Origin of the sequence: Streptomyces composti (genome assembly GCF_012034205.1) — a bacterium.
Taxonomy (GTDB): domain Bacteria; phylum Actinomycetota; class Actinomycetes; order Streptomycetales; family Streptomycetaceae; genus Streptomyces; species Streptomyces composti.
Map to the genome: position 1 here is coordinate 110219 of NZ_JAATEM010000004.1, position 22274 is coordinate 132492.

22 protein-coding genes and 1 pseudogene are annotated in these 22274 nt (G+C 71.5%); 4 read left to right on the forward strand and 19 right to left on the reverse strand.

Features of this window, described 5'->3' with window-relative positions; translation table 11 throughout:
* Nucleotides 1–11 precede the first annotated feature (11 nt).
* From HCJ93_RS04930 to HCJ93_RS04940, 3 genes are all read right to left on the reverse strand, one after another.
* A complete protein-coding gene (locus tag HCJ93_RS04930) occupies nucleotides 12–653 on the reverse strand; it encodes a GntR family transcriptional regulator (RefSeq protein ID WP_167991406.1) in 642 nt (213 codons plus the stop codon).
* A 121-nt stretch (nucleotides 654–774) separates the two neighbouring features.
* The gene (locus HCJ93_RS04935; RefSeq protein WP_167991407.1) at nucleotides 775–2358 is read right to left on the reverse strand and encodes a TROVE domain-containing protein; all 1584 of its coding nucleotides are present in this window, start codon (nucleotides 2356–2358) and stop codon (nucleotides 775–777) included.
* Between the two features lie 555 nt (nucleotides 2359–2913).
* The gene (locus tag HCJ93_RS04940) at nucleotides 2914–4338 is read right to left on the reverse strand and encodes a hypothetical protein (protein ID WP_167991409.1); all 1425 of its coding nucleotides are present in this window, start codon (nucleotides 4336–4338) and stop codon (nucleotides 2914–2916) included.
* Nucleotides 4339–4567: 229 nt separating this feature from the next.
* On the opposite strand from HCJ93_RS04940, the gene HCJ93_RS04945 reads away from it, so the two are divergent.
* Complete coding sequence (locus HCJ93_RS04945; RefSeq protein ID WP_167991411.1) at nucleotides 4568–6367, forward strand: DUF8508 domain-containing protein; 1800 nt, start codon at nucleotides 4568–4570, stop codon at nucleotides 6365–6367.
* A gap of 159 nt (nucleotides 6368–6526) precedes the next feature.
* Here the strand turns inward: HCJ93_RS04945 and HCJ93_RS04950 are convergent, their stop codons facing one another.
* The 13 genes and pseudogenes from HCJ93_RS04950 to HCJ93_RS05010 all read right to left on the reverse strand — a co-directional run bounded on the left by HCJ93_RS04950 (nucleotide 6527) and on the right by HCJ93_RS05010 (nucleotide 16320).
* The gene (locus HCJ93_RS04950; protein ID WP_167991412.1) at nucleotides 6527–6862 is read right to left on the reverse strand and encodes a DUF3618 domain-containing protein; all 336 of its coding nucleotides are present in this window, start codon (nucleotides 6860–6862) and stop codon (nucleotides 6527–6529) included.
* Nucleotides 6859–7275: a phage holin family protein gene (locus tag HCJ93_RS04955; protein WP_167991414.1), complete on the reverse strand. Its 417-nt coding sequence runs from the start codon at nucleotides 7273–7275 to the stop codon at nucleotides 6859–6861. The genes HCJ93_RS04950 and HCJ93_RS04955 overlap by 4 nt, the downstream gene beginning before the upstream one ends.
* A 314-nt stretch (nucleotides 7276–7589) precedes the next feature.
* Nucleotides 7590–8579, reverse strand: a complete 990-nt coding sequence (gene dapD, locus HCJ93_RS04960) for a 2,3,4,5-tetrahydropyridine-2,6-dicarboxylate N-succinyltransferase (protein ID WP_167991416.1) — start codon at nucleotides 8577–8579, stop codon at nucleotides 7590–7592.
* A 188-nt stretch (nucleotides 8580–8767) separates the two neighbouring features.
* A pseudogene (locus HCJ93_RS04965) lies at nucleotides 8768–9319 on the reverse strand (TetR/AcrR family transcriptional regulator); the annotation flags it as partial.
* Nucleotides 9319–9639 (reverse strand): DMT family transporter, encoded by a 321-nt coding sequence (locus HCJ93_RS04970; protein WP_167991419.1) that lies wholly within the window; start codon nucleotides 9637–9639, stop codon nucleotides 9319–9321. The gene HCJ93_RS04970 and the pseudogene HCJ93_RS04965, both read right to left, overlap by 1 nt.
* A 115-nt stretch (nucleotides 9640–9754) precedes the next feature.
* The gene (locus HCJ93_RS04975) at nucleotides 9755–10087 is read right to left on the reverse strand and encodes a metal-sulfur cluster assembly factor (RefSeq protein ID WP_167991421.1); all 333 of its coding nucleotides are present in this window, start codon (nucleotides 10085–10087) and stop codon (nucleotides 9755–9757) included.
* The gene (gene sufU, locus HCJ93_RS04980; RefSeq protein ID WP_167991422.1) at nucleotides 10084–10548 is read right to left on the reverse strand and encodes a Fe-S cluster assembly sulfur transfer protein SufU; all 465 of its coding nucleotides are present in this window, start codon (nucleotides 10546–10548) and stop codon (nucleotides 10084–10086) included. The genes HCJ93_RS04975 and sufU overlap by 4 nt, the downstream gene beginning before the upstream one ends.
* Nucleotides 10549–10559: 11 nt before the next feature.
* A complete protein-coding gene (locus HCJ93_RS04985; protein ID WP_167991424.1) occupies nucleotides 10560–11816 on the reverse strand; it encodes a cysteine desulfurase in 1257 nt (418 codons plus the stop codon).
* Entirely contained in the window at nucleotides 11813–12577 is a 765-nt protein-coding gene (gene sufC / locus HCJ93_RS04990; RefSeq protein WP_167991426.1) for a Fe-S cluster assembly ATPase SufC, read from the reverse strand. The genes HCJ93_RS04985 and sufC overlap by 4 nt, the downstream gene beginning before the upstream one ends.
* A gap of 7 nt (nucleotides 12578–12584) precedes the next feature.
* A complete protein-coding gene (locus tag HCJ93_RS04995) occupies nucleotides 12585–12902 on the reverse strand; it encodes a non-heme iron oxygenase ferredoxin subunit (RefSeq protein WP_167991427.1) in 318 nt (105 codons plus the stop codon).
* Complete coding sequence (gene sufD, locus HCJ93_RS05000) at nucleotides 12899–14083, reverse strand: Fe-S cluster assembly protein SufD (RefSeq protein WP_167991429.1); 1185 nt, start codon at nucleotides 14081–14083, stop codon at nucleotides 12899–12901. Before sufD ends, HCJ93_RS04995 begins: the two co-directional genes overlap by 4 nt.
* Nucleotides 14084–14170: 87 nt before the next feature.
* A complete protein-coding gene (gene sufB / locus HCJ93_RS05005; RefSeq protein ID WP_167991431.1) occupies nucleotides 14171–15592 on the reverse strand; it encodes a Fe-S cluster assembly protein SufB in 1422 nt (473 codons plus the stop codon).
* A complete protein-coding gene (locus HCJ93_RS05010) occupies nucleotides 15589–16320 on the reverse strand; it encodes an ArsR family transcriptional regulator (RefSeq protein WP_167991432.1) in 732 nt (243 codons plus the stop codon). The genes sufB and HCJ93_RS05010 overlap by 4 nt, the downstream gene beginning before the upstream one ends.
* Nucleotides 16321–16721: 401 nt before the next feature.
* On the opposite strand from HCJ93_RS05010, the gene HCJ93_RS05015 reads away from it, so the two are divergent.
* Genes HCJ93_RS05015 through HCJ93_RS05025 form a run of 3 tightly spaced genes read left to right on the forward strand, consistent with a single transcriptional unit; the run spans nucleotide 16722 to nucleotide 19483 of the window.
* Nucleotides 16722–17645: an ABC transporter ATP-binding protein gene (locus HCJ93_RS05015; RefSeq protein WP_167991434.1), complete on the forward strand. Its 924-nt coding sequence runs from the start codon at nucleotides 16722–16724 to the stop codon at nucleotides 17643–17645.
* Between the two features lie 56 nt (nucleotides 17646–17701).
* On the forward strand, nucleotides 17702–18418 hold the full coding sequence (locus tag HCJ93_RS05020; RefSeq protein WP_167991614.1) for an ABC transporter permease: 717 nt from the start codon (nucleotides 17702–17704) through the stop codon (nucleotides 18416–18418).
* Between the two features lie 54 nt (nucleotides 18419–18472).
* Entirely contained in the window at nucleotides 18473–19483 is a 1011-nt protein-coding gene (locus tag HCJ93_RS05025) for a COX15/CtaA family protein (RefSeq protein ID WP_167991435.1), read from the forward strand.
* A 113-nt stretch (nucleotides 19484–19596) separates the two neighbouring features.
* On the opposite strand, the gene HCJ93_RS05030 is transcribed toward HCJ93_RS05025, so the two are convergent.
* The 3 genes from HCJ93_RS05030 to HCJ93_RS05040 all read right to left on the reverse strand — a co-directional run bounded on the left by HCJ93_RS05030 (nucleotide 19597) and on the right by HCJ93_RS05040 (nucleotide 22234).
* The gene (locus HCJ93_RS05030; RefSeq protein ID WP_167991437.1) at nucleotides 19597–20712 is read right to left on the reverse strand and encodes an amidohydrolase family protein; all 1116 of its coding nucleotides are present in this window, start codon (nucleotides 20710–20712) and stop codon (nucleotides 19597–19599) included.
* 154 nt (nucleotides 20713–20866) lie between these two features.
* The gene (locus tag HCJ93_RS05035; RefSeq protein WP_167991438.1) at nucleotides 20867–21187 is read right to left on the reverse strand and encodes a hypothetical protein; all 321 of its coding nucleotides are present in this window, start codon (nucleotides 21185–21187) and stop codon (nucleotides 20867–20869) included.
* Nucleotides 21188–21280: 93 nt separating this feature from the next.
* Nucleotides 21281–22234, reverse strand: coding sequence for a heme o synthase (locus tag HCJ93_RS05040; protein ID WP_167991439.1), 954 nt, complete (start codon nucleotides 22232–22234; stop codon nucleotides 21281–21283).
* Between the last annotated feature and the right edge of the window lie 40 nt (nucleotides 22235–22274).

Sequence of the window (22274 nt, forward strand, 5' to 3'; positions counted from 1 at the left end):
GGTTCGGGTGCTCAGTCGGCGAGCTCCTCGAGTCCGCGCCAGATCTCCGCGGTGACCCGGACTGCCCGGTCCGTGTCTCCGTCCGCGCAGGCCTCGATCAGCCGTTCGTGCAGTCCCGCCGAACGGCAGCTGCCGCCCTCGCCGAAGCGCCGGCGTTCCAGGCGGCGGATCAGGGGGGTGTAGCGGGCGATGGTCGCGGCGGCGGCGCGGTTGCCGCTCACCCGTACCAGCACGTCGTGCAGCTCGTCGTCGGCGTGTACGGCCCCGTCCACGTCACCGGATCCCACGGCCGCGGCGAAGCGTTCGTTGGCGGCCCGCATGGCCGTGACGTCCTCAGCGGCCAGGCGGGGCACGGCGATGCGGGTCACGAGTTCGTGCATCGCGCCGACCACCGCGGCGGCGTCCCGCACATCGGCGGCGACCAGCGGAGTCACCCGGGTGTAGCTCTGCGGTTTGCTCTCCAGCAGCCCCTCGTCCACGAGCCGCGAGAACGCCTCCCGCACCGGCGCCCGTGACAGCCCGAGCCGCTCGGCCAGCTCGGCGTCCCGCACCACCGCACCGGGCTCCAGCTCACCGGCCACGATGGCGTCCCTGATCGCCTCGTGGGCACGGTCCCTGAGCAGGGTGCGGCGCACCGGCCGGATGGTCTCCACGAACTGAAATGTTAGATGTCAGCTACCCGCACGGGAAGACCCGCGCACGCACCCGCCGACCGGAAGGCCCCGGCCCGCACTCACCGTGCGGACCGGGGCCCCCGGGACTGCTCCCGTCTCCTCACGCCACCCACGGCCAGTCGGCGTCACGCCCCGCCTCGAGCAGCGGGACCATGCGGAAGGCCGCGTCCGACAGGCCGCCGAAGGTGTGCCGGTTCGGCGTGCCCGACGGTCCGTGACCCGCCCGGTACCCGGCGAGGTTCCAGGTGTAGACCGGCACATCGGCGGGGACCTGCGAGGTCGGGTCGCCGTGGCGGCTGTGGGCGTACTGCTCGTCGGTGACGATCAGCACCCGGTCGTGCTTCCGGTAGTGCCGGCGGACCGCCTCGGTGGTGTCGGTGCCGCCCAGGTCGCCGAAGCGGTCCAGGATCTTCAGCACCGACTCGCCGTCGCGGAACCGCACCGGCCGGCTGACGGTGCCGAACTCGACCAGGTCCGCCTGCTCCGCCCGCAGCGCGATCGCCGTGCCGAAGACCGCCGCGGCGTCCGCGCGGGTCAGCCCGGAACGGTCGGACATGCGCGAGTAGAACATCGAGCCGGAGCGGTCGACGAGCACCAGCGTGCGTCCCGGCAGCGCGGGCACATTGGACAGCGAGTGGCCGAGCGCCCGCTCCAGCGGGTACGACCAGCGCAGCGAGGGCGCGTGCTGGTACGCGGCCAGGTACCGGAAGGGGAACTGCCGCGAGCGCCGCACCTCGTCCGGGTCGCTGATCCGGGCGGCGACCCGCGCGGCGACCTCGTCCGAGACGCCTGCCTCGTCGAAGTTCCGCAGGTTGCGCACCAGGGCCATGGCGCCCATGGACGGGATGACCGCCTCCCAGGCGGCCCGGTCCATCGGCCCCTGCAGCCAGCCGGCCAGCGCCTCCCAGGTCATGCCCGCCGCCGCGAGCCGCTCGGCACCGCCCGGGGCGGTGACCACCGCACGCCGCTCGGCGACGGGCAGTGCCATCAGCTCACGGTGCGCGCCCAGCACCGGCACGGACGCGGGCGGCTCCGCGGTGTCCGGGTGGAACCGGCGGTCCAGCGCGTACCGGAACAGCTCGCCCTGCCACGGCTTCTCCGGGTCGGGGGCGGCGTGCACCAGGTTGAGGATGTCGCCGAAGCGGTAGCCCTTGGAGGGGGTGTCGTACTTCAGCAGCGCCTTGCCGGTGTAGAGCCGCCGCACGGCGTCGGCGATGCCGCGCTTGACGGGCTTGGGGATGCTGCGGCCGTACCGGGAGGTCCAGTACGCGAGCAGCTCTCCGGGCTCGTCGGGCCGGCGCAGCACCGAGGCGATCACCTGACGGCCCGTCGGACCCTCGGCGGCACCGGCCTCGAGGCGGGCCTTGACGTACTCGGCGGCGCCCACCACGGAGGCGGTGCGCACGTTGCCCTCGCCGCGCAGCCAGTTCAGCAGGCCGGCGGTCCACTCCGGGTCGGTGACGGCGAGCTCGCGGACCAGTCCGGTGAACCGGTCGTCCCGGTGGGCGCCGGTCTCGTAGAAGGTCTGCTCGCTCATGAAGTGGGACACGGCGAGCAGGAACAGCTCGGAGCGAGCGTCCCGCTCGTGGCCCCGGCCGCCCTCGTAGGTGCGCAGGACGTGCCCGGTGGACGTCACTCGCGAGGTGGGACGCGCCTTGGCCGCCCTGGTGTTGAATCGCGCCATGCTGAATTCCCCCGAATCCATGGTTCGTTCCGGGGAGGCACGGCGGGAGGAGGGTGCCCGAGAAAGGGAGTCGGCGACGGGAGATTGCCGGACGCGTCTTCCGCTTTCCGCCACACCGGAACTCGGTCCGGTGACGGGATTCGAACCCGCACCCCTTTCGGGATCCGGTCCTGAAGTACCCGCTGCCTGCGCACCGGGCACCCACCTCGTGCCGCGCCTCCCGAGATCTGTCCGGCGGCGGCCTGGAATCCTTTGACAGAGGAAGGAGCCGCAGCCCTCGCACCGGGAGGTGCGTGACGTTCAGGTGTCCAGAGGCCGAGCCCGGCGGAACCGACGTCGGTGCTCTGCCTCTGAGCTGCACCGGCGAGCATGCCGATGTCGGGACTCGAACCCGCGACCGCCCCATGATGAGTGGAAGTAGGTCCTGCCTTCGCACCTGGACGCGTACCACTGTAGAAGCGGACTCCCGGCAGGGCGAACGAATTTGAATCCCCGTCGCTTCCACCGTTTCCGTACCCGGGTGACGACCCGCACCCGGTTCCGGACCCGGAAGAATCAACCGCCCCGCTGTGAGCGCGCCTTGAACGCGGCCTTGCGGGCCTCCTTCGCCACCTTCTTGTCCGGGTGCAGCCGCCCCATCGCCTCCAGCACGTCCGCCGTGGCCGGGTGGTCCACCCGCCAGGCCGTGGCGAAGAAGCCGCTGTGCTGCCGGGCCAGCCCCTCCACCAGGGCCTGCAACTCCTCGGAGTTGCCCTCGGCGGCGAGCTGGGCGGCCAGGGTGTCGATGGTCAGCCAGAAGATCATCGCCTCGGTGGGCGGGGGCACGTCGCGCGCGCCGTTCTCGGTGAGCCAGACCCGGGCCAGGCCGCCGAGCTCGGCGTCGTCCAGCACCTCCCGCAGTGCGGGCTCCGCGGAGCCGCCGACCAGCGACAGCGCCTGCTGGCAGCGCAGCCGCCTGAGCGGCGCCCCCTCGTCCGAGCCGCGGGCGGCGGCCAGCAGCTCCCGTGCCGCGGCGAGCGGTTCACGGCGGGCCAGCCACTGCTCGGTCTCCGCGTGGGCGGCGGCCGGCGGGAAGGCGGCGGTGCCGTCGAGCAGCACGTCCGCGCCCTTGTCGGCGAGGTCCCCGACGGCCGGGGCGTCGAAGCCGGCCTCCTGCAGCCGGGCGCGCAGCCCGTACAGGCCGAGCGGGGTGAGCCGCACCATGCCGTAGCGGGAGACGTCGGTGTCGTCGACGGGTTCGTCGTCGGCCTCGCCGAGCAGGGACTCGTCGAGGGGCTGGTACTGGACCAGGCCCACCGGCTCGAGCAGCCGGAACTGCTCGTCCAGCCGCATCATGGCGTCGGAGACCTGCTCGAGCACGTCGTTGGTGGGTTCCGTCATGCCGTCCGGGACGATCACGGACGCGGCCAGCGCGGGCAGCGGCACCGGCGCGGGCAAGGGCTCCGGATCGCCGACCGTCATCAGATACAGGTTGCCGAGGATGCCGTCGAGGAACTCCGCCTCGGCCTCGGGATCCCAGTCGAGCGAGTCCAGGTCGAGCGTGGACCCGTCGCTCTCGGCGATGGCGTCGACCAGCCCGCCCAGGTCGGGGGTGCCCGCGTCGGCGATCACCGCCTCCAGGGCGGAGAGCCAGACGCCCAGCACGTCCCGCGGGGATCCTCCGGTGAGCAGCGCCAGGTCGTCGCCGGCCCGGACGGTGCCCTCCTCCTCGTCCACGACCTCGACGAGACCGGCGTCCACCGCGATCCGCCAGGCCTCGCCGGCCTCGGCACCGGCGTCCTCCCCGCTGAGCCCCAGCGCCTCGGCGGCCGCGGGCAGCTGCTCGTCGACCAGCCCGCCGCCGGCGTCGACGCGGGCCTCGGGCCCGGCCCAGCGGGCGAGCCGTGCGGCGCGGGAGAGCAGCGGCGTGGAGAGCGCATCGCGCGCCAGCTCCGCTTCGGGGTGCAGTAGCACCGGCGGCAAGGTGGAGCTGTCTGACATCGGCTGGATCTCCTAGGGCGCCTGCTGTGACTCAGTCGCCAGCCTAGACGGATTTCCACCCATGCCGCCCGCTTCATCTCCTCATCGGTGACGGCACACGGCCGAAACCTTGACAAGTGCCCTGGCCTGGCTGGACATTGACGCGCGTAGAAATCGCCGGACCGCCCGGTTTCCACGCGCGTCACCACCCTCGTCCCGGCGCTCCACACATCCCCCGGAGGGATCCACGTTGCCGAGCAAGTCGTCCTCCCGTCTCGCCGCGCTCACCGTCGCAGCGGTGTGCACCGCGGCGCCCCTCGCCCTGCCGGCCCCGGCGCACGCCGACTCCGTGCGCATCCATGACCTGCAGGGCAGCACCCGCATATCCCCCTACGCGGGACAGCAGGTCACCGACGTGACCGGAATCGTCACCGGTGTGCGCACCTACGGCTCCTCCCGCGGCTTCTGGATCCAGGACCCGTCCCCGGACTCCGACCCGGCCACCAGCGAGGGCATCTTCGTCTTCACCAGCTCCACCCCCACGGGTGTCGCCGTCGGTGACGCCGTGAAGGTCTCCGGCACGGTCACCGAGTACGTGCCGGGCGGCACCGCCTCCGGGAACCAGTCCGTCACCGAGATCACCCGGCCCACCTTCACGGTGACCTCCTCCGGCAACCCGCTCCCGGCGCCCACGGTGATCGACGCCCGCAGCGTCCCCTCCGCCTACACCCCCGACGGCTCGCTCAACACCCTCCCCCTGCGCCCCGGCGCCTACGCCCTGGACTACTACGAGTCCCTGGAGGGCATGAACGTCCAGGTCCGCGACACCCGTGTGGTCGGCGCGACCGACCCGTACACCGAGCTGTGGGTCACGGTGAAGCCCTGGGAGCACCGCAACCGCCGGGGCGGCACGGTCTACGGCTCCTACGACTCCCAGAACACCGGCCGGGTGCAGATCCAGTCCCTGGGCCCCGCAGCCGACTTCCCGGACGCGAACGTCGGCGACCGCCTGACCGGCACCACCACCGGCCCCCTGGACTTCAACCAGTACGGCGGCTACACCCTGGTCGCCCGCGAGCTCGGCACCCTCGAGTCCCGGGGTCTGAAGCGCGAGACCACCCGCAAGCAGTCCGGACACGAACTGGCCGTCGCCACCTACAACGTCGAGAACCTCGACCCGGGCGACACGACCTTCGCCGCCCACGCCGACGCGATCGTGAACAACCTGCGCTCGCCCGACATCGTGTCCCTGGAGGAGATCCAGGACAACAGCGGCTCCACCGACGACGGCACCGTGGCGGCCGACCTGACCCTCACCAAGCTCATCGACGCCATCGAGGCGGCCGGCGGCCCCCGCTACGAGTGGCGTGCGATCGACCCCGCCGACAAGGCCGACGGCGGCGAGCCCGGCGGCAACATCCGCCAGGCCTTCCTCTTCAACCCCGAGCGCGTCTCCTTCACGGACCGCCCCGGCGGCGACGCCACCACGCCCGTCGGCATCACCAAGGTCCGCGGCAAGGCCGCCCTCACCCACTCCCCCGGCCGGGTCGACCCGACCTCCGAGGCGTTCACCGACAGCCGCAAGCCCCTGGCCGGCGAGTTCACCTTCCGCGGCCGCACGGTCATCGTGATCGCCAACCACTTCTCGTCCAAGGGCGGCGACGAGAGCCTCACCGGTGTCAACCAGCCGCCGGCCCGCTCCTCGGAGACCCAGCGCCACCTCCAGGCCAAGGCGGTCCACGACTTCACCGCGAAGATCCTCAAGATCCAGAAGAACGCGAACGTCATCGCCCTGGGCGACATCAACGACTTCGAGTTCTCCGAGACCACGAAGATCCTCGAAGGCCGCGGGACGCTCTGGTCGGCGATCAAGTCCCTGCCCAGGAGCGAGCGTTACTCCTACGTCTACCAGGGCAACAGCCAGGTCCTCGACCAGATCCTGATCAGCCCGTCCATCCGCCGCTTCTCCTACGACAGCGTCCACATCAACGCCGAGTTCCACGACCAGATCAGCGACCACGACCCGCAGATCCTGCGCTTCCGCCCGTAGCCCGCACCCGCCCACGGCGGGCAGGAGCCGGGCGGTGGTGTCCGCCCCGGCCCGGCTCACCCGCCCCCGTGGGCGCTGCGCGCATCCCCACCGGGCCGCACCGGGCGCCCGGATCTCACCGGGAACGGCCACCGTCCCGGTCCGGAACCCCGAAGGCCCTCACCGATGCCGCGCGTACCACCGGTGCGCAGGCGGCTTCTGATGCCCGCCGTGCCGGCGCATCGCCACCCCCGCCGCCACGACCGCGCCCGCCGCGACCCCGGCGATCATCACCGGCCGGGACGCCTGTGACGCACTGCTCCGCAGCTGCACTCCCATCGCCCCCGCCTTGTCCCGCCAGTCCTCCGCCCGTGCCTTGGCCCGCCCCTTGACGTCCAGCTTCCCGGCCAGCTCCTCCACCGTGTCACCGAGGTCGTGCCGCGTCTGCTCGATCTCGCGCCGCAGCTCGTCGGGCCCCTTGGCCCCCCGCCCGGCCCCAGCGTCCCGAGTCGTCATCGGTGTGCCCTTCCCTTGATCTCCTCGACATCGGCCTTCATGCTGTCCACCGCCCGCTGCGGCTTCGGCGGCGTGGCCCGCCGCAACTGCCCGCGCCCGGCCATGGCCAGCACACCCGCGATCACGAAGAGCAGCACGGTGACGATCAGCGCCGCGGCCCACACCGGCACCACCAGGGACAGCGCCGCCGCCCCCGTACCGGCCGCCGCGAGCAGCCCTGCGTAGGCGAACGCACCCGCCGCCCCCAGCATCCCGCCGCCCATACCGGCACGGCGGCCCTTGTCGGCCAGTTCCGCCTTGGCGAGGGCGACTTCCTGCCGCACCAGCTTCGAGAGCTGCTCGGTCGCCTGCGTCACGAGCTCACCCACGTTGTGCTCGTCGCGCACCGGCCGCTGGTCGATGGTCCCGGTCACGGTGGCCTCCTCTCGGTCGGGAGCACCCCGAGTACCCCCACCGGCCGACCACTACTCCGGGCCACCCCCGCCCCACCGGCGGACAGGACCAGCGACCCCCGGCCCGCAACCCGCCGTGCCGCCCCTCCCGCACACGACAAAGGTCCGGGCCGGAAGGCACCCACGCCCTCCGGCCCGGACCTCACCCGGTCCACCCGACGAGTCGGTCCCGGACGCACCCGTCCCCGATCAGCGGCACGTGCTCCAGCACGCCATCGGGTCGCCGGCAGGGCGCTCGAAGCTCACGTCGGGACACCCGGCCCTGTGCGGGAACGTCAGTTGTGGCTGTGCAGGACCTCGTTCAGGCCGCCCCAGACCGCGTTGTTCGGGCGGGCCTCCACCGTGCCGGTGACCGAGTTGCGGCGGAAGAGGATGTTGGAGGCGCCGGAGAGTTCGCGGGCCTTGACGATCTGGCCGTCGGGCAGGGTGACCCGGGTGCCGGCGGTGACGTAGAGGCCCGCCTCGACGACGCACTCGTCGCCCAGGGCGATGCCGACGCCCGCCTCGGCGCCGACCAGGCAGCGCTCACCGATGGAGATGATGACGTTGCCGCCGCCGGAGAGCGTGCCCATGGTGGAGGCGCCGCCGCCGATGTCGGAGCCGTCGCCCACGACGACACCGGCCGAGATGCGGCCCTCGACCATCGACGTGCCGAGCGTGCCGGCGTTGAAGTTGACGAAGCCCTCGTGCATCACGGTGGTGCCCTCGCCGAGGTGCGCGCCCAGGCGCACCCGGTCGGCGTCGGCGATGCGCACGCCCTTCGGCACCACGTAGTCCGTCATGCGCGGGAACTTGTCGATGGAGGTCACCTGGAGGTGGAGGCCCTCGGCACGGGCGTTCAGGCGGACCTTCTCGATGTCGTCCACGGGGACCGGGCCCAGCGAGGTCCACGCGACGTTGGCGAGGTGGGCGAAGATGCCGTCCAGGTTCTGGCCGTGCGGCTTGACCAGGCGGTGGGACAGCAGGTGCAGGCGGAGGTAGACGTCGTGCGCGTCGACCGGCTTCTCGTCGAGCGAGGAGATGACCGTGCGGACCGCCACGACCTCGACGCCGCGCCGGGCGTCCGGGCCGATCGCCGCCGTGGCACCGCCGCCGAGGAGTTCCGCGGCACGCTCGGCGGAGAGCCGCTCGGTGCCGGAGGGGCCGGGCTCGGCGACCAGCTCGGGCGCGGGGAACCAGGTGTCGAGAACGGTGCCGTCTGCGGCGATGGTGGCGAGGCCGGCGGCCACTGCGCCGGTGGTGCTCTGAGCAGTCGTGTCGGTCATGAGGGCAACCTAACGTGACCCCGCCCGCAGGGGCGAACCCGTACGCCTGCGTCTCACGTGCCGGGCGTCTCGTCTCGCCGGACGGATGCGGGTTCGGATGCGGCGGCCTCCGGGGAGGGACCGGCGGCCTTTGGGGAGGGAGCCGCGGCGTTCGGGGAGGCCCCCGGCAGCGGCGCGGTCCTCGCCTGAGCGGGCGGGACGAGCCGCCGGAGCATGTCGCGGGCCCAGGCCTCGTCGTAGGGCGTGCCGGTGAGCAGGACCTGGAGGCAGATGCCGTCCATCAGGGCGACCAGGGCGCGAGCGGTCACCGGGTCGGTGCGGTGGGAGAGCAGGTCGGCGACGCCCTGGCACCACTCGGCGGCGACCGGGCGCAGGGCCGGGCGGCGCAGGGCGGCCAGGTACAGCTCGTACTCGAGCTCGACCCCGGTGCGTTCGCCCGCGAGCCACTCGCCCATCACGGCGGCGAGTCCGGCCGCCAGGTCGGTGCGCGGGTCGCGCAGGCCGGCGTGGGCCGCGACCACCTTGGCGAAGCCCTCGTTGGCCTGGCGGAGCGCGGCGACCAGCAGTTCGTCGAGGGTGGCGAAGTGGTACGTGGTGGAGCCGAGCGGGACGTCGGCCTCGGCGGCGACGCTGCGGTGGCTCAGGCCCGCGATGCCCTTCTTCCCCACGACCCGGATCGCCGCGTCGATGATCCGCTGGCGTCGCTCGGGGTCGTAGCGCCGTGCGCGGGGGGCGGCCATCAGTGCGCACCCCCGAGATTGAGCACCACCACGCCGACGATGATCAGTGCGATGCCGAGCGCCTTGGCCGCGGTGAGCCCCTCGCCCAGGAACACGATGCCGATGGTGGCGATGGCGGCGGTCCCGACGCCGGCCCAGATCGCATAGGCCGTGCCGACGGCGACCGTGCGCAGGGTCTGGGCGAGCAGGGCGAAGGAGACGACATACCCGAGGAGGGTCAGCAGTGAGGGACCGAGCCTGCTGAAACCGTCGCTGTACTTCATGGCGGTGGTCGCACCGACCTCGGCGGCGATGGCTCCGGCCAGGAACAGATATCCCATGTGTACAAGCGTACATAACGGGGCCGGGCGGGGCGGCGGAATCGGCACGGCGACGCAGCAGCGGCGGCACCCGAACGGATCGGGTACCGCCGCTGCTGTGAGAGAGCCGGTCGTCTCAGACGTTGAAGCCGAGCGCCCGCAGCTGCTCACGGCCGTCGTCGGTGATCTTGTCGGGGCCCCACGGCGGCATCCAGACCCAGTTGATGCGCAGTTCCTTGACCAGGCCCTCGGTGGCGGACTTGGCCTGGTCCTCGATGACATCGGTCAGCGGGCAGGCCGCCGAGGTCAGGGTCATGTCGACGGTCGCCACATTGGAGTCGTCGATGTGGATGCCGTAGATGAGGCCGAGGTTGACGACGTCGATGCCCAGCTCGGGGTCGACGACGTCCATCAGGGCCTCGCGGAGTTCCTCCTCCGAGGCCGGCTTCATCTCCACGGTCTCGCTCATGCCGTAGTCCTTTCGGCGTCGGCGCCCAGCGCCTGGGCCGTCGCGTCCTTCCACGCCATCCAGCTCAGGAGGGCGCACTTGACCCGGGCCGGGTACTTGGAGACACCGGCGAACGCCACGGCGTCCTCCAGGATGTCCTCCATCGCGTCGTCGGGTTCGATCTTTCCCTTGGACTGCATCAGCTCCAGGAAGGTCTCCTGGATGCGCTGTGCCTCGGCCAGGTCCTTGCCGACCAGGAGCTCGTTCAGCACGGAGGCCGAGGCCTGGCTGATGGAGCAGCCCTGGCCCTCGTACGAGACGTCGCTGATCGTGGTGCCGTCGTACTTCACCCGCAGCGTGATCTCGTCGCCGCACGTCGGGTTGACGTGGTGCACCTCGGCGTCGCCGTCCCGGAGCCCCCGGCCGTGCGGGTTCTTGTAGTGGTCCAGGATGACGTCCTGGTACATGGAGTCCAGCTTCACGCCTCAGCCCCTCATCCGAAGAAGTTCCGTACGTGCTCCAGGCCGTCGACCAGGGCATCGACCTCGGCCGGCGAGGAGTACAGATAGAACGACGCTCGCGTGGTCGCGGGAATTCCGTAGCGGAGGCAGACCGGGCGGGCGCAGTGGTGGCCGACGCGGACCGCGATGCCCTGCTCGTCGAGGACCTGGCCCACGTCGTGCGGGTGGATGTCGCCCAGCGTGAAGGAGATCGCGGCGCCCCGCTCCTCGGCCGTGGCGGGACCGATGATGCGCAGGTCGGCGACCTCCGCCAGGCGCTTCACCGCGTACTCGGTGAGGGCCTGCTCATGGGCGAGGACCTTGTCCATGCCGATCGACGTCAGGTAGTCGATCGCGGCGCCGAGACCGACCGCCTGGGCGATCGGGGGCGTGCCCGCCTCGAACTTGTGCGGGGCGGGGGCGTAGGTCGAGGACTGCATGGAGACGGTCTCGATCATCTCGCCGCCGCCGAGGAACGGAGGCAGGTCCTCCAGCAGCTCCTGGCGGCCCCAGAGCACGCCGATGCCGGTCGGGCCGCACATCTTGTGGCCGGTGAAGGCCACGAAGTCGGCCTGCAGCGCCTGCACGTCCAGCGGCATGTGCGGGGCGGCCTGGGAGGCGTCGATGCAGACCAGCGCGCCGACCTCCTGGGCGCGGCGCACGATCGCCTCGACCGGGTTGACCGTGCCCAGGATGTTGGAGACCAGCACGAAGGAGACGATCTTCGTCTTCTCGGTGATGATCTCGTCGAGGTTACTCAGGTCGAGGCGGCCGTCGTCGGTGAGGCCGAACCACTTCAGCTTCGCGCCGGTACGCTGCGCGAGCAGCTGCCACGGCACGATGTTGGAGTGGTGCTCCATCTCCGTGATGACGATCTCGGTGTCGGAGTCCACCCGGTAGGGTTCGTCGGCCCAGCCGAGCATGTTGGCCACGAGGTTGAGCGACTCGGAGGCGTTCTTGGTGAAGATCACCTCGTCGCGGCTGGGCGCGTTGATGAACGCGGCCACCTTGTCGCGCGCGCCCTCGTACAGCGCCGTGGCCTCCTCGGCGAGGACGTGCACGCCACGATGGACGTTGGCGTTGTGCTGCTCGTAGTACTCGGAGAGCACGTCGAGCACCTGGCGCGGCGTCTGCGAGGTCGCCGCGTTGTCCAGGTACACGAGCTTCTTGCCGTCGTGGACCCGGCGGTCCAGCACGGGGAAGTCCTTACGGATCGCCTCGGTGTCGAGGAGGCCCGGCAGCTGTGTCACGCGGATGCGCCACCCTTCGTGTATGCCTCGTAGCCCTCGGCCTCCAGCTTGTCGGCGAGCTCCGGGCCACCGGACTCGGCGATGCGGCCGTCGGCGAACACGTGGACGTGGTCGGGCTTGATGTAGCGCAGGATGCGCGTGTAGTGCGTGATCAGCAGGGTGCCGACCTCGCCGGTCTCGCGGACGCGGTTGACGCCCTCGGAGACGACCCTGAGCGCATCGACGTCGAGGCCGGAGTCGGTCTCGTCGAGGATCGCGATCTTCGGCTTGAGCAGCTCCAGCTGGAGGATCTCGTGGCGCTTCTTCTCACCGCCGGAGAAGCCCTCGTTGACGTTGCGCTCGGCGAAGGAGGGGTCCATGTTGAGGCGCTCCATGGCCTCCTTGACCTCCTTCACCCAGGTGCGCAGCTTGGGGGCCTCGCCGCGGATGGCGGTGGCGGAGGTGCGCAGGAAGTTGGAGACGGAGACGCCGGGGACCTCGACCGGGTACTGCATGGCGAGGAACAGGCCGGCGCGGGCGCGCTCGTCGACGGACATCTCCAGGACGTCCTCGCCGTCGAGGGTGACGGTGCCCTGGGTGATCGTGTACTTGGGGTGACCCGCGAGGGAGTAGGCGAGGGTCGACTTGCCCGAGCCGTTGGGGCCCATGATGGCGTGCGTCTCGCCCTGCTTCACGGTGAGGTCGACGCCCTTGAGGATCTCCTTCGTGGCGTTGTCGGCCTCGACGGTGACGTGCAGGTCTCGGATTTCAAGCGTTGCCATGGGTGCCTCAGGACTCCTGGGTGAGGGAGACGAGCACGTCGTCCCCTTCGATCTTTACGGGGTATACGGGGACGGGGCGCGTCGCCGGAAGGGCGTCGGGCTTGCCGGAACGGAGGTCGAATCGCGAGCCGTGCAGCCAGCACTCGATGTGGCAGTCGTCCACCTCGCCCTCCGAGAGGGAGACGTTCGCGTGCGAGCAGATGTCGTAGATCGCGAACACCTCGCCCTCGGTGCGCACGAGGGAGACCGGCGTGCCGTCGAGTTCCACCCGCTTCGGGGTGTCCTCCTCCAGCTCGCTCAGTCCGCAGACTCGTTGGAAGGTCATGCGACCGACGCCTCCAGCTCCTCCTCGATCTTGGCGATCAGACGCTCCTCGATGTCGGGGACGCCGATCTGCTGCACGAGCTCCGCGAAGAAGCCGCGGACCACCAGACGGCGCGCCTCGTGCTCGGGGATGCCGCGCGCCATCAGGTAGAAGAGCTGTTCGTCGTCGAAGCGGCCGGTGGCGCTGGCGTGGCCGGCGCCGACGATCTCGCCGGTCTCGATCTCCAGGTTGGGGACCGAGTCGACCCGCGCGCCGTCGGTGAGGACGAGGTTGCGGTTCATCTCGTAGGTGTCCGTGCCCTCGGCCCTGGCCTCGATGAGGACGTCGCCGATCCACACCGCGTGCGCGTCGTCGCCCTGCAGCGCGCCCTTGTAGGCGACGTTGGAGCGGCAGTGCGGGGTGTTGTGGTCGACCAGCAGGCGGTGCTCCTGGTGCTGGCCGGCGTCGGTGAAGTACAGGCCGAACAGCTCGGCCTCGCCGCCGGTGCCGGCGTAGCGGACCCGCGGGTGGAGGCGCACGAGGTCGCCGCCGAAGGTGACGACCACGGACTTGAAGCTGGCGTCGCGGCCGACCAGGGCGTTGTGCTGGGCGGCGTGCACGGCCTTCTCGTCCCAGTCCTGGACGGAGACGACGGTCAGCTTGGCGCCGTCGCCGAGCAGGAAGTCGACGTTGGCGGCGAGCACCGCGTCACCGGTGTGGTCGATGACGACCACGGCCTCGGCGAAGGCGCCCAGCTCGATGACCTGGTGGCCGAAGGCGACGCCGCCCTCGCCGTGCACCGCGATGCGGATCGGCTCGGTGAGGACGGTCTCCTTGGGCACGGTCACGACCGAGGCCTGCTCGAAGGAGGAGTACGCCTGGGCGGCGACGCGGTCCACGGGCGTGCCGGCCTTGCCGATCCGGGGGTCGTCGCGGCCGACGGTCTCGACGGTGACGCCCTCGGGGGCGTCGACGGCGACCTTGACGCCCTCGCCGGTGGCGGTGGCGGTGCCGTCGTGCAGACCGCGCAGGCGCTCCAGCGGGGTGAACCGCCACTCCTCCTCCCGGCCGTGCGGCACGGGGAAGTCGGCCACGTCGAAGGACGGGGGCGCGCTCATGCGCGTGGCGACGGTCGACTCCGCGGCGACCGCGATCTGGCCCGCCGTGGTGGACCCCACGGGGATGTTCTGAGCCTCAGCCATGGCTGTCGTAGTGCTCGCTTTCCGTTGCGTTGCGATCCTCGGCCCGCCCCGGGAGGCGGGCCGCCTGCTGCTCGGATGACTGACGGGTCAGCCGACCGCGCCTTCCATCTGCAGCTCGATCAGCCGGTTGAGCTCCAGGGCGTACTCCATGGGCAGCTCCTTGGCGATCGGCTCGACGAAGCCGCGCACGATCATCGCCATGGCCTCGTCCTCGCTCAGGCCGCGGCTCATCAGGTAGAAGAGCTGGTCCTCGGAGACCTTGGAGACGGTCGCCTCGTGGCCCATGGACACGTCGTCCTCGCGGACGTCCACGTAGGGGTAGGTGTCCGAGCGGGAGATGGTGTCCACGAGCAGCGCGTCGCACAGCACGTTGGACTTGGAACCCGGGGCGCCCTCGCCGATCTCGATCAGACCGCGGTACGAGGTACGGCCACCGCCGCGCGCCACCGACTTGGAGACGATGTTGGAGGAGGTGTTGGGCGCCATGTGGACCATCTTGGCGCCGGCGTCCTGGTGCTGGCCCTCGCCGGCGAAGGCGATGGACAGCGTCTCGCCCTTGGCGTGCTCGCCCATCAGGTAGACGGCCGGGTACTTCATGGTCACCTTGGAGCCGATGTTGCCGTCGACCCACTCCATGGTGGCGCCCTCGTAGGCGACGGCGCGCTTGGTGACCAGGTTGTAGACGTTGTTCGACCAGTTCTGGATGGTCGTGTACCGGCAGCGGGCGTTCTTCTTGACGATGATCTCGACGACCGCGGAGTGCAGCGAGTCCGACTTGTAGATCGGCGCGGTGCAGCCCTCGACGTAGTGCACATAGGCACCCTCGTCGACGATGATCAGGGTCCGCTCGAACTGGCCCATGTTCTCGGTGTTGATCCGGAAGTAGGCCTGGAGCGGGATCTCCACGTGCACGCCCGGGGGCACGTAGATGAAGGAGCCGCCGGACCACACGGCCGTGTTGAGCGCGGCGAACTTGTTGTCACCGGCCGGGATGACCGTGCCGAAGTACTCCTTGAAGAGCTCCGGGTGCTCCTTCAGCGCGGTGTCGGTGTCCAGGAAGATGACGCCCTGCTCCTCCAGGTCCTCGCGGATCTGGTGGTAGACGACCTCCGACTCGTACTGGGCGGCGACACCGGCGACCAGGCGCTTCTTCTCGGCCTCGGGGATGCCCAGCTTGTCGTAGGTGTTCTTGATGTCCTCGGGCAGGTCCTCCCAGGACTCCGCCTGCTTCTCCGTGGAGCGCACGAAGTACTTGATGTTGTCGAAGTCGATGCCCGACAGGTCCGAGCCCCAGTTCGGCATCGGCTTCTTCTCGAACAGCCGCAGCCCCTTGAGCCGGAGCTTGGTCATCCACTCCGGCTCGTCCTTCTTGGCGGAGATGTCCCGGACGACCTCCTCGTCCAGGCCGCGGCGTGCCGACGCACCGGCGACGTCCCGGTCGGCCCAGCCGTATTCGTACTTGCCCAGGCCCTCCAGCTCAGGGTGGGCAGTCTCCGTGGGGAGAGTCATGCGGGGTTCCTCCCGGCCGTGCTTGCAGATGCGTTCTCAGGGGCGTGTGAAATCTTGGAAGCCTTCGGGACGAACGTCGTGCAGACGCCGTCGCCGTGGGCGATGGTCGCCAGTCGCTGTACGTGCGTACCGAGAAGCTCGGCGAAAAATTCCGTCTCGGCCTCGCACAGTTGCGGGAACTGCTCGGCCACATGGGCGACGGGGCAGTGGTGCTGGCACAGCTGCTCGCCGACCGGTGCGCTGCGCGCGGTGGCAGCGTACCCGTCCGCGCTGAGCGCCTTGGCCAGGGCTTCGGTGCGCTGCTCGGGCGGCACGGACTCGACCGCCTTGCGGTAGCTGTCGCCCTGGGCGGCGATCCGGGCGCGGGCGAAGGCGGAGATCGCCTCGCTGCCGCCCTCCTTCTCGCCGATCCAGCGCAGGGCGTCGACGGCCAGCTTGTCGTACGACTGGTCGAAGGCGTCCCGGCCGCAGTCGGTGAGGGCGAAGACCTTCGCGGGGCGCCCGCGCGAGCGGGTGCCGTACACGCGCCTCTCGCGCGCCTCCACGACGTTGTCGGCGGCCAGCGCGTCCAGGTGCCGGCGGACGGCCGCCTGGGTCAGCCCGAGGCGCCCGGCCAGTTCGGCGACGGTCGACGGCCCGTGGTCCAGGATGGAGCGGGCGACCCGGTTGCGGGTGGACCGCTCTCCGGTCGCCAGTTCCTCGTGGGGAGCCTCGCCGACGTTTTTCACAACGCCATTGTTGCGTAATTCCTCGGAGCCCGGCAAGCGCCGCCCTGAGCACCCGGTGGTGCGCTGCATCACTTAGGCAAACCTAATCCGACCTGCGGAAACGATCTTTGATCGATCACCCGCGGACCGTTCTCCGCGGCGTCCCGCACGCCCTGCCGGGAGGCTCCGGACCCTGCCCCAACCCCCCGTGACCGGCCCTCTCGTCATCCGGGCGGCGATCGCGGCGGCCCTCCGGCGACCGTCCCGCCGACCGGGGCGGGGCGGGGCCGCCGGGGCCCGGGCGAACCCGCGGCGACGCCGCGGACCGTGCCCGGAAGTGGCTGAAAGGGCACCGGTCCCGCGCGGGCGGATCCGAACCCCCCGGTCCTGAGCGGGGCCGCGGCTCCCTAGACTCCTGAGTCATGCGAAACGAGCCCGTGGTCCAGGTCCAGGCCCTGGTGAAGCGGTACGGCCCCAAGACCGCGGTGGACGGCCTCGACCTGGTGGCCGGCAGGGGCGTGACCGCCGTGCTCGGCCCCAACGGGGCCGGCAAGACGACCACGGTCGAGACCTGCGAGGGGTACCGGCGGCCGGACTCCGGCACGGTGCGCGTCCTGGGCCTCGACCCGGTCCGGCAGTCCGCCGAGCTTCGCCCGCGCATCGGCGTGATGCTCCAGTCCGGCGGCGTCTACTCCGGCGCCCGGGCGGACGAGATGCTGCGGCACGTGGCCCGGCTGCACGCGCATCCGCTGGACGTGGACGCGCTGATCGAGCGGCTCGGGCTCGGCTCCTGCGGCCGGACCAGCTACCGCCGCCTGTCCGGCGGGCAGAAGCAGCGGCTCGCGCTGGCGATGGCCGTGGTGGGCCGCCCCGAGCTGGTGTTCCTGGACGAGCCGACCGCCGGTCTCGACCCGCAGGCCCGCCGCGCCGCCTGGGATCTCGTGCGGGACCTGCGCGCCGACGGCGTCAGTGTGATCCTCACCACCCACTACATGGACGAGGCCGAGCAGCTCGCCGACGACGTCGCCATCATCGACGGCGGACGGGTCATAACCCAGGGCTCCCCGGAGGAGCTGTGCAAAGGGGGCGCGGAGAACACCCTGCGCTTCACCGGCCGCCCCGGCCTCGACGTCGGCTCGCTGCTCAAGGCCCTCCCCCCGGACTCCTCGGCCGCCGAGCTGATCCCGGGCTCCTACCGGGTCGTCGGCAAGGTCGACCCGCAGCTGCTGGCCACGGTGACGTCCTGGTGCGCCCAGCACGGGGTGATGCCGGACAGCATCTCGGTGGAGCGGCACACTCTCGAGGACGTCTTTCTGGAGCTCACCGGCAAGGAGCTGCGTTCGTGACCACGACCACCCCCGGCACCTACGCGCCGAAGCCGGGCGCGGCACCCCTCGGCCGCATGATCGCGGCGCAGGCGGCGCTCGAGACGAAGATGCTGCTGCGCAACGGCGAGCAGCTGCTGCTGACCGTGGTCATCCCCACCCTGCTGCTGGTGCTGTTCAGCACCGTCGACATCGTGGACACCGGCGAGGGCGAGACGGTGGACTTCCTCGCCCCCGGTGTGCTGGCGCTCGCCGTGATGTCGACCGCGTTCACCGGGCAGGCCATCGCCACCGGGTTCGAGCGGCGGTACGGCGTGCTGAAGCGGCTCGCCTCCTCGCCGCTGCCGCGCTGGGGTCTGATGACCGCCAAGTCGGCGTCCGTACTGGTCACCGAGGTGCTGCAGATCCTGCTGCTGACGGTGATCGCGCTGCTGCTCGGCTGGTCGCCGCAGGGCAGTCCGCTCGCGGTGGTGATGCTGCTGGTGCTGGGCACCGCCGCCTTCTCCGGGCTCGGGCTGCTGATGGCGGGCACGCTCAGGGCGGAGGCCACGCTGGCCACCGCCAACCTGGTGTTCCTGCTGCTCCTGGTCGGCGGCGGGGTCGTGGTGCCGCTGGACAAGTTCCCGGACGCCGCGGCGGACGTCCTCGGGCTGCTGCCGATCTCGGCACTCTCCGCGGGGCTGCGGGACGTGCTCCAGGACGGGGCCGGGATGCCCTGGGCGAACCTCGGCATCCTCGCCGCCTGGGCGGTCGCCTCCCTCGCCGCGGCCGGCAGGTTCTTCCGCTGGGAGTAGGAGCGTGCGCCGGTGACCGCCCCTCGTGAAAGCGTGCACAAGCCGCGCCCTACGATGGGACGCGTGCCAAACGTGACCCGCGCCGACGCCCTCGAGGCCCTGCGCAACCCGCTCGCCTTCATCGCCGCCCGCTGGACTCCGCAGCCCCGGACCGTCCGGCGGGCCGTGCTCGCCGCGCTCGTCATGTCGGTGGTCATCGTGGTCACCGGCGGCGCCGTGCGGCTCACCGGCTCCGGACTGGGCTGCCCGACCTGGCCCAAGTGCACCGAGGACTCGATCCACAACACGGCCGAGATGGGCATCCACGGCTACATCGAGTTCGGCAACCGGCTGCTGACCTATGTGCTGTGCGCCGCCGTCGGCTGGGCGATCGTCGCCGCGCGCTCCGCCGAGCCGCGCCGGCGGAGCCTGACCCGGCTGGGCTGGGCGCAGTTCTGGATCGTCATGGGCAACGCGGTGCTCGGCGGCATCGTGGTGCTGGTCGGCCTCAACCCGTACACGGTCGCCGCGCACTTCCTGCTCTCCTCGGCGCTGATCGCGGTGGCGACCGTGATGTGGCAGCGCACCCGGGAGGGCGACGAGCCGCCCAGGCCGCTGGTGGGCAAGGCCGTGCAGCAGCTGGTGTGGTGCCTGGTCGCCGCCGCCGTGCTGCTGATCGCGGTCGGCACGGTGGTCACCGGGGCAGGACCGCACGCGGGTGACTCCAGCGAGGTCGAGCGGATGCCGCTGGACTGGGAGACGGTCAGCAAGCTGCACGCCGTGCTGGCGTGGATCGTGGTGACGCTGACCTTCGCGCTGTGGTTCGTGCTGAAGGCGGTGGACGCGCCGAAGGGGCCGTCGGCCAGGACGCGGGAGCTGTTCGTGATCCTGCTCGCGCAGGGCGCCATCGGCTATGTGCAGTACTTCACCGAGCTGCCCGAGGTGCTGGTGGGTGCGCACATGTTCGGCTCGTGCGTCATGTGGATCTGGGTGCTGCGGGTGCTGCTGTCGCTGCGGGAGCGTCCGGTGGCCGGCACTCAGGCGCCCGCCGCCCCGAGTGCGCAGGCGTCGCTCACCAACGCCTGACGCCCCGGCCCTGGCGTCGCTCACCGGCTCCTGCGGCCCCGGCGCCCTCGCCTGCGCCCGAGCCCGCCGTCACCGGCGCCCGAGCCCCGGCGTGATCGGCGCCCGCCGCTCGCTCAGAGGCCGCCCTCCAGCCCGTAGACCCGCCGCGCGTTGTGCTCCGCCAGCATCCGCGCCACCCGCTGGGCGTCGGGCAGGGACCAGGCGCCCTCGGCGACCCAGCCGCCCAGCACGCGGCCGAGCGCCTCGCGGAACAGCCGGGCGCCCACCACGTGCAGCTCGGGCAGCCCTTGCGCGCCGGTGGAGAAGAGGATCTTGCCGAAGGGGGCCAGTTCCAGGGTCTCCGCCAGGACGCTCGCCGCGCGGGCGCCGGTGCGCACCAGGGCGGCGCCGGTGTCGGCGTAGACGTGCGGGAAGACGCCGGCCAGGTGGGCGGCGTGCCGGTGGTACGGGTAGCCGTGCAGCAGCACCAGGTCGGTGCCGAGGCCCGCGGTGGCCCGCACGAAGTCGGTGAGCAGTGCGGGGTCGGTGCGGTCGGTGCGGGCCCCGGGAGCGCCGAGCCCGGCGTGCAGTTGCAGGGGCAGCCCGGTGGCGACGGCGATCCACAGCAGGTGCCGGAGGAGCACCGGGTCGGTCAGCTCGTCGCCGGCGCGGCGCGCGGCCAGCCAGCGTCCCGCCGCGCCGCGCACCTCCCCCGGCCCCGGCGGCTCGGGGGCGAGCGCCAGTCCGTGCCGGGCTCCGGCGGCGGAGGTGAAGGCGACGGCGTGCGTGGCGGCGCCGTGCACCGACTCGGCGAGATTGGCGAGGAAGGACTCGACGGTGCCGGAGGTGTCGGCGACCTGCTCCGCGAGCTGCTCCAGACGGACGATCTCGTGCGCCTCGGCGTCACCGGCGGCGGCCAGTTCGGCCGGGTCGGTGAGGTCGCCGGGCGGTGAGGTGTCGATGAGGTAGGTGGTGATGCCGCTGCCCCGCAGCAGGCGGCGGCCGGCCTCCAGGACGCCCAGCTCGCGCCGGCGGGCCAGGTAGAGGGCGGGCGGGCAGTGCGGCTCCAGCCCCAGCAGGGGCGGGCACCAGCGGCGCACGGCGAAGCCGGTCTGGGTGTCGAAGAGGGTGGTGCCGGGAGCGGGCGGCCCCTCGGTGCGGCCCAGCTGGGCCTCGAAGGTGCCCAGGCCCAGCTCCGTCCTGAGGACGCCGTGACAGTACTGGTCCACCAAGGACGGCGTTTCGATCATCCCGGCTCCCGGCACGGCGCTGCGGTTGCCGTGTTCAACGAGCGGGACCGGGTGTGAGTAGCGCGCACGTTGCGACGGATGCGCGCCGGGCGCGGTGCGCACGTTCCAGCCTGTCGTGCGCCCGCCCGCGCCCGTCGCCGGCATCCGGCGCCGGTCAGCCGCCGATCTGCAGGCCGGCCATGCGCTTCCACTCGTAGCGGCCGGTCTCCACCCGGGCGGCGAACTCGCCGTCGAAGGACTCGTGGACGGTGATGCCGGCCTTCTGCACCGCCTTCTCGGCGACGTCGGTGGACGGGGCCACCAGGTCGCCCCAGCGGCCGTCCTGGCCGACCAGGACGATGCGGGCGCCGCGCTCGCCGATGTAGGCGATCTGGCCCTCGGCGCCGCCGTGGGCCTTGGCGAAGGTGCTGATCTGCTTGGCGAGCCGGGTCGCCTTCTGCTCGGCCCTGCGGTCCGCCTGCTGCGTGTCTGCCATGGTCAGGATGCTACCGATCAGTAGATCAATAGGCGACGGGCGAGGTCCGTGGCCTTGGCCACTCGCCCCGCCCGGGTGCCTCGCGGCGGTGGGTCAGCGCAGGAAGGGGTCCACCGCCACCGCCACGAAGAGCAGCGAGACATAGGTGATCGACCAGTGGAACAGGCGCATCTCCTTGAGCTTGGCGCCGGTCACCTCGGCCTTCGCCCGGTTGAGCAGCGCATGGGCCTCCCACAGCCACCAGCCGCCCGCTGCCAGCGCGACCGCCGTGTAGAACCAGCCGGTGTAGCCGAGCGGGGTCAGCAGCAGGGAGACGGCGACCATGACCCAGCTGTAGAGGACGATCTGCTTGGCGACCGCCTTGTTGGTGGCGATCACCGGCAGCATCGGCACGCCCACCCGGGCGTAGTCGTCCTTCACCTTCATGGACAGCGGCCAGTAGTGCGGCGGCGTCCAGAAGAACATCACCAGGAAGAGGACGACCGGTGCCCAGGACAGGGAGTTGGTGACCGACGACCAGCCGATCAGCACCGGCATGCAGCCGGCGATGCCGCCCCACACGATGTTCTGCGCGGTGCGCCGCTTGAGGATCATCGTGTAGACGACGACGTAGAACAGCAGTGCGCCCAGGGCGAGCCAGGCGGACAGCCAGTTGACGGTGAGTCCGAACAGCAGAGTGGAGACGACCGCCAGGGTGATGCCGAAGGCCAGGCACTCGCGCGGGCTGACCATGCCGGTGACCAGCGGGCGCTGGGAGGTGCGGTCCATCAGCGCGTCGATGTCCCGGTCGATGTACATGTTCAGCGCGTTGGCGCCGCCCGCGGACAGGTAGCCGCCGATGCAGGTCAGCAGCACCAGGTCCAGGTCGGGCACACCCTGCTGCGCCAGGAACATCACCGGGACGGTGGTGATGAGCAGCAGCTCGATGATCCGCGGCTTGGTCAGTGCCACGAAGCCCATGACACGGGCCCCCAACGGCCGCCGTGCAGGGCTCGGGCTCGTCCCCAGCAGTCCCGCTGGACGGGATTCAACGGCCGTCACGCACACCCCTACAGAGACATCCCAGCGAGCCCCGTGTGTGAACAGG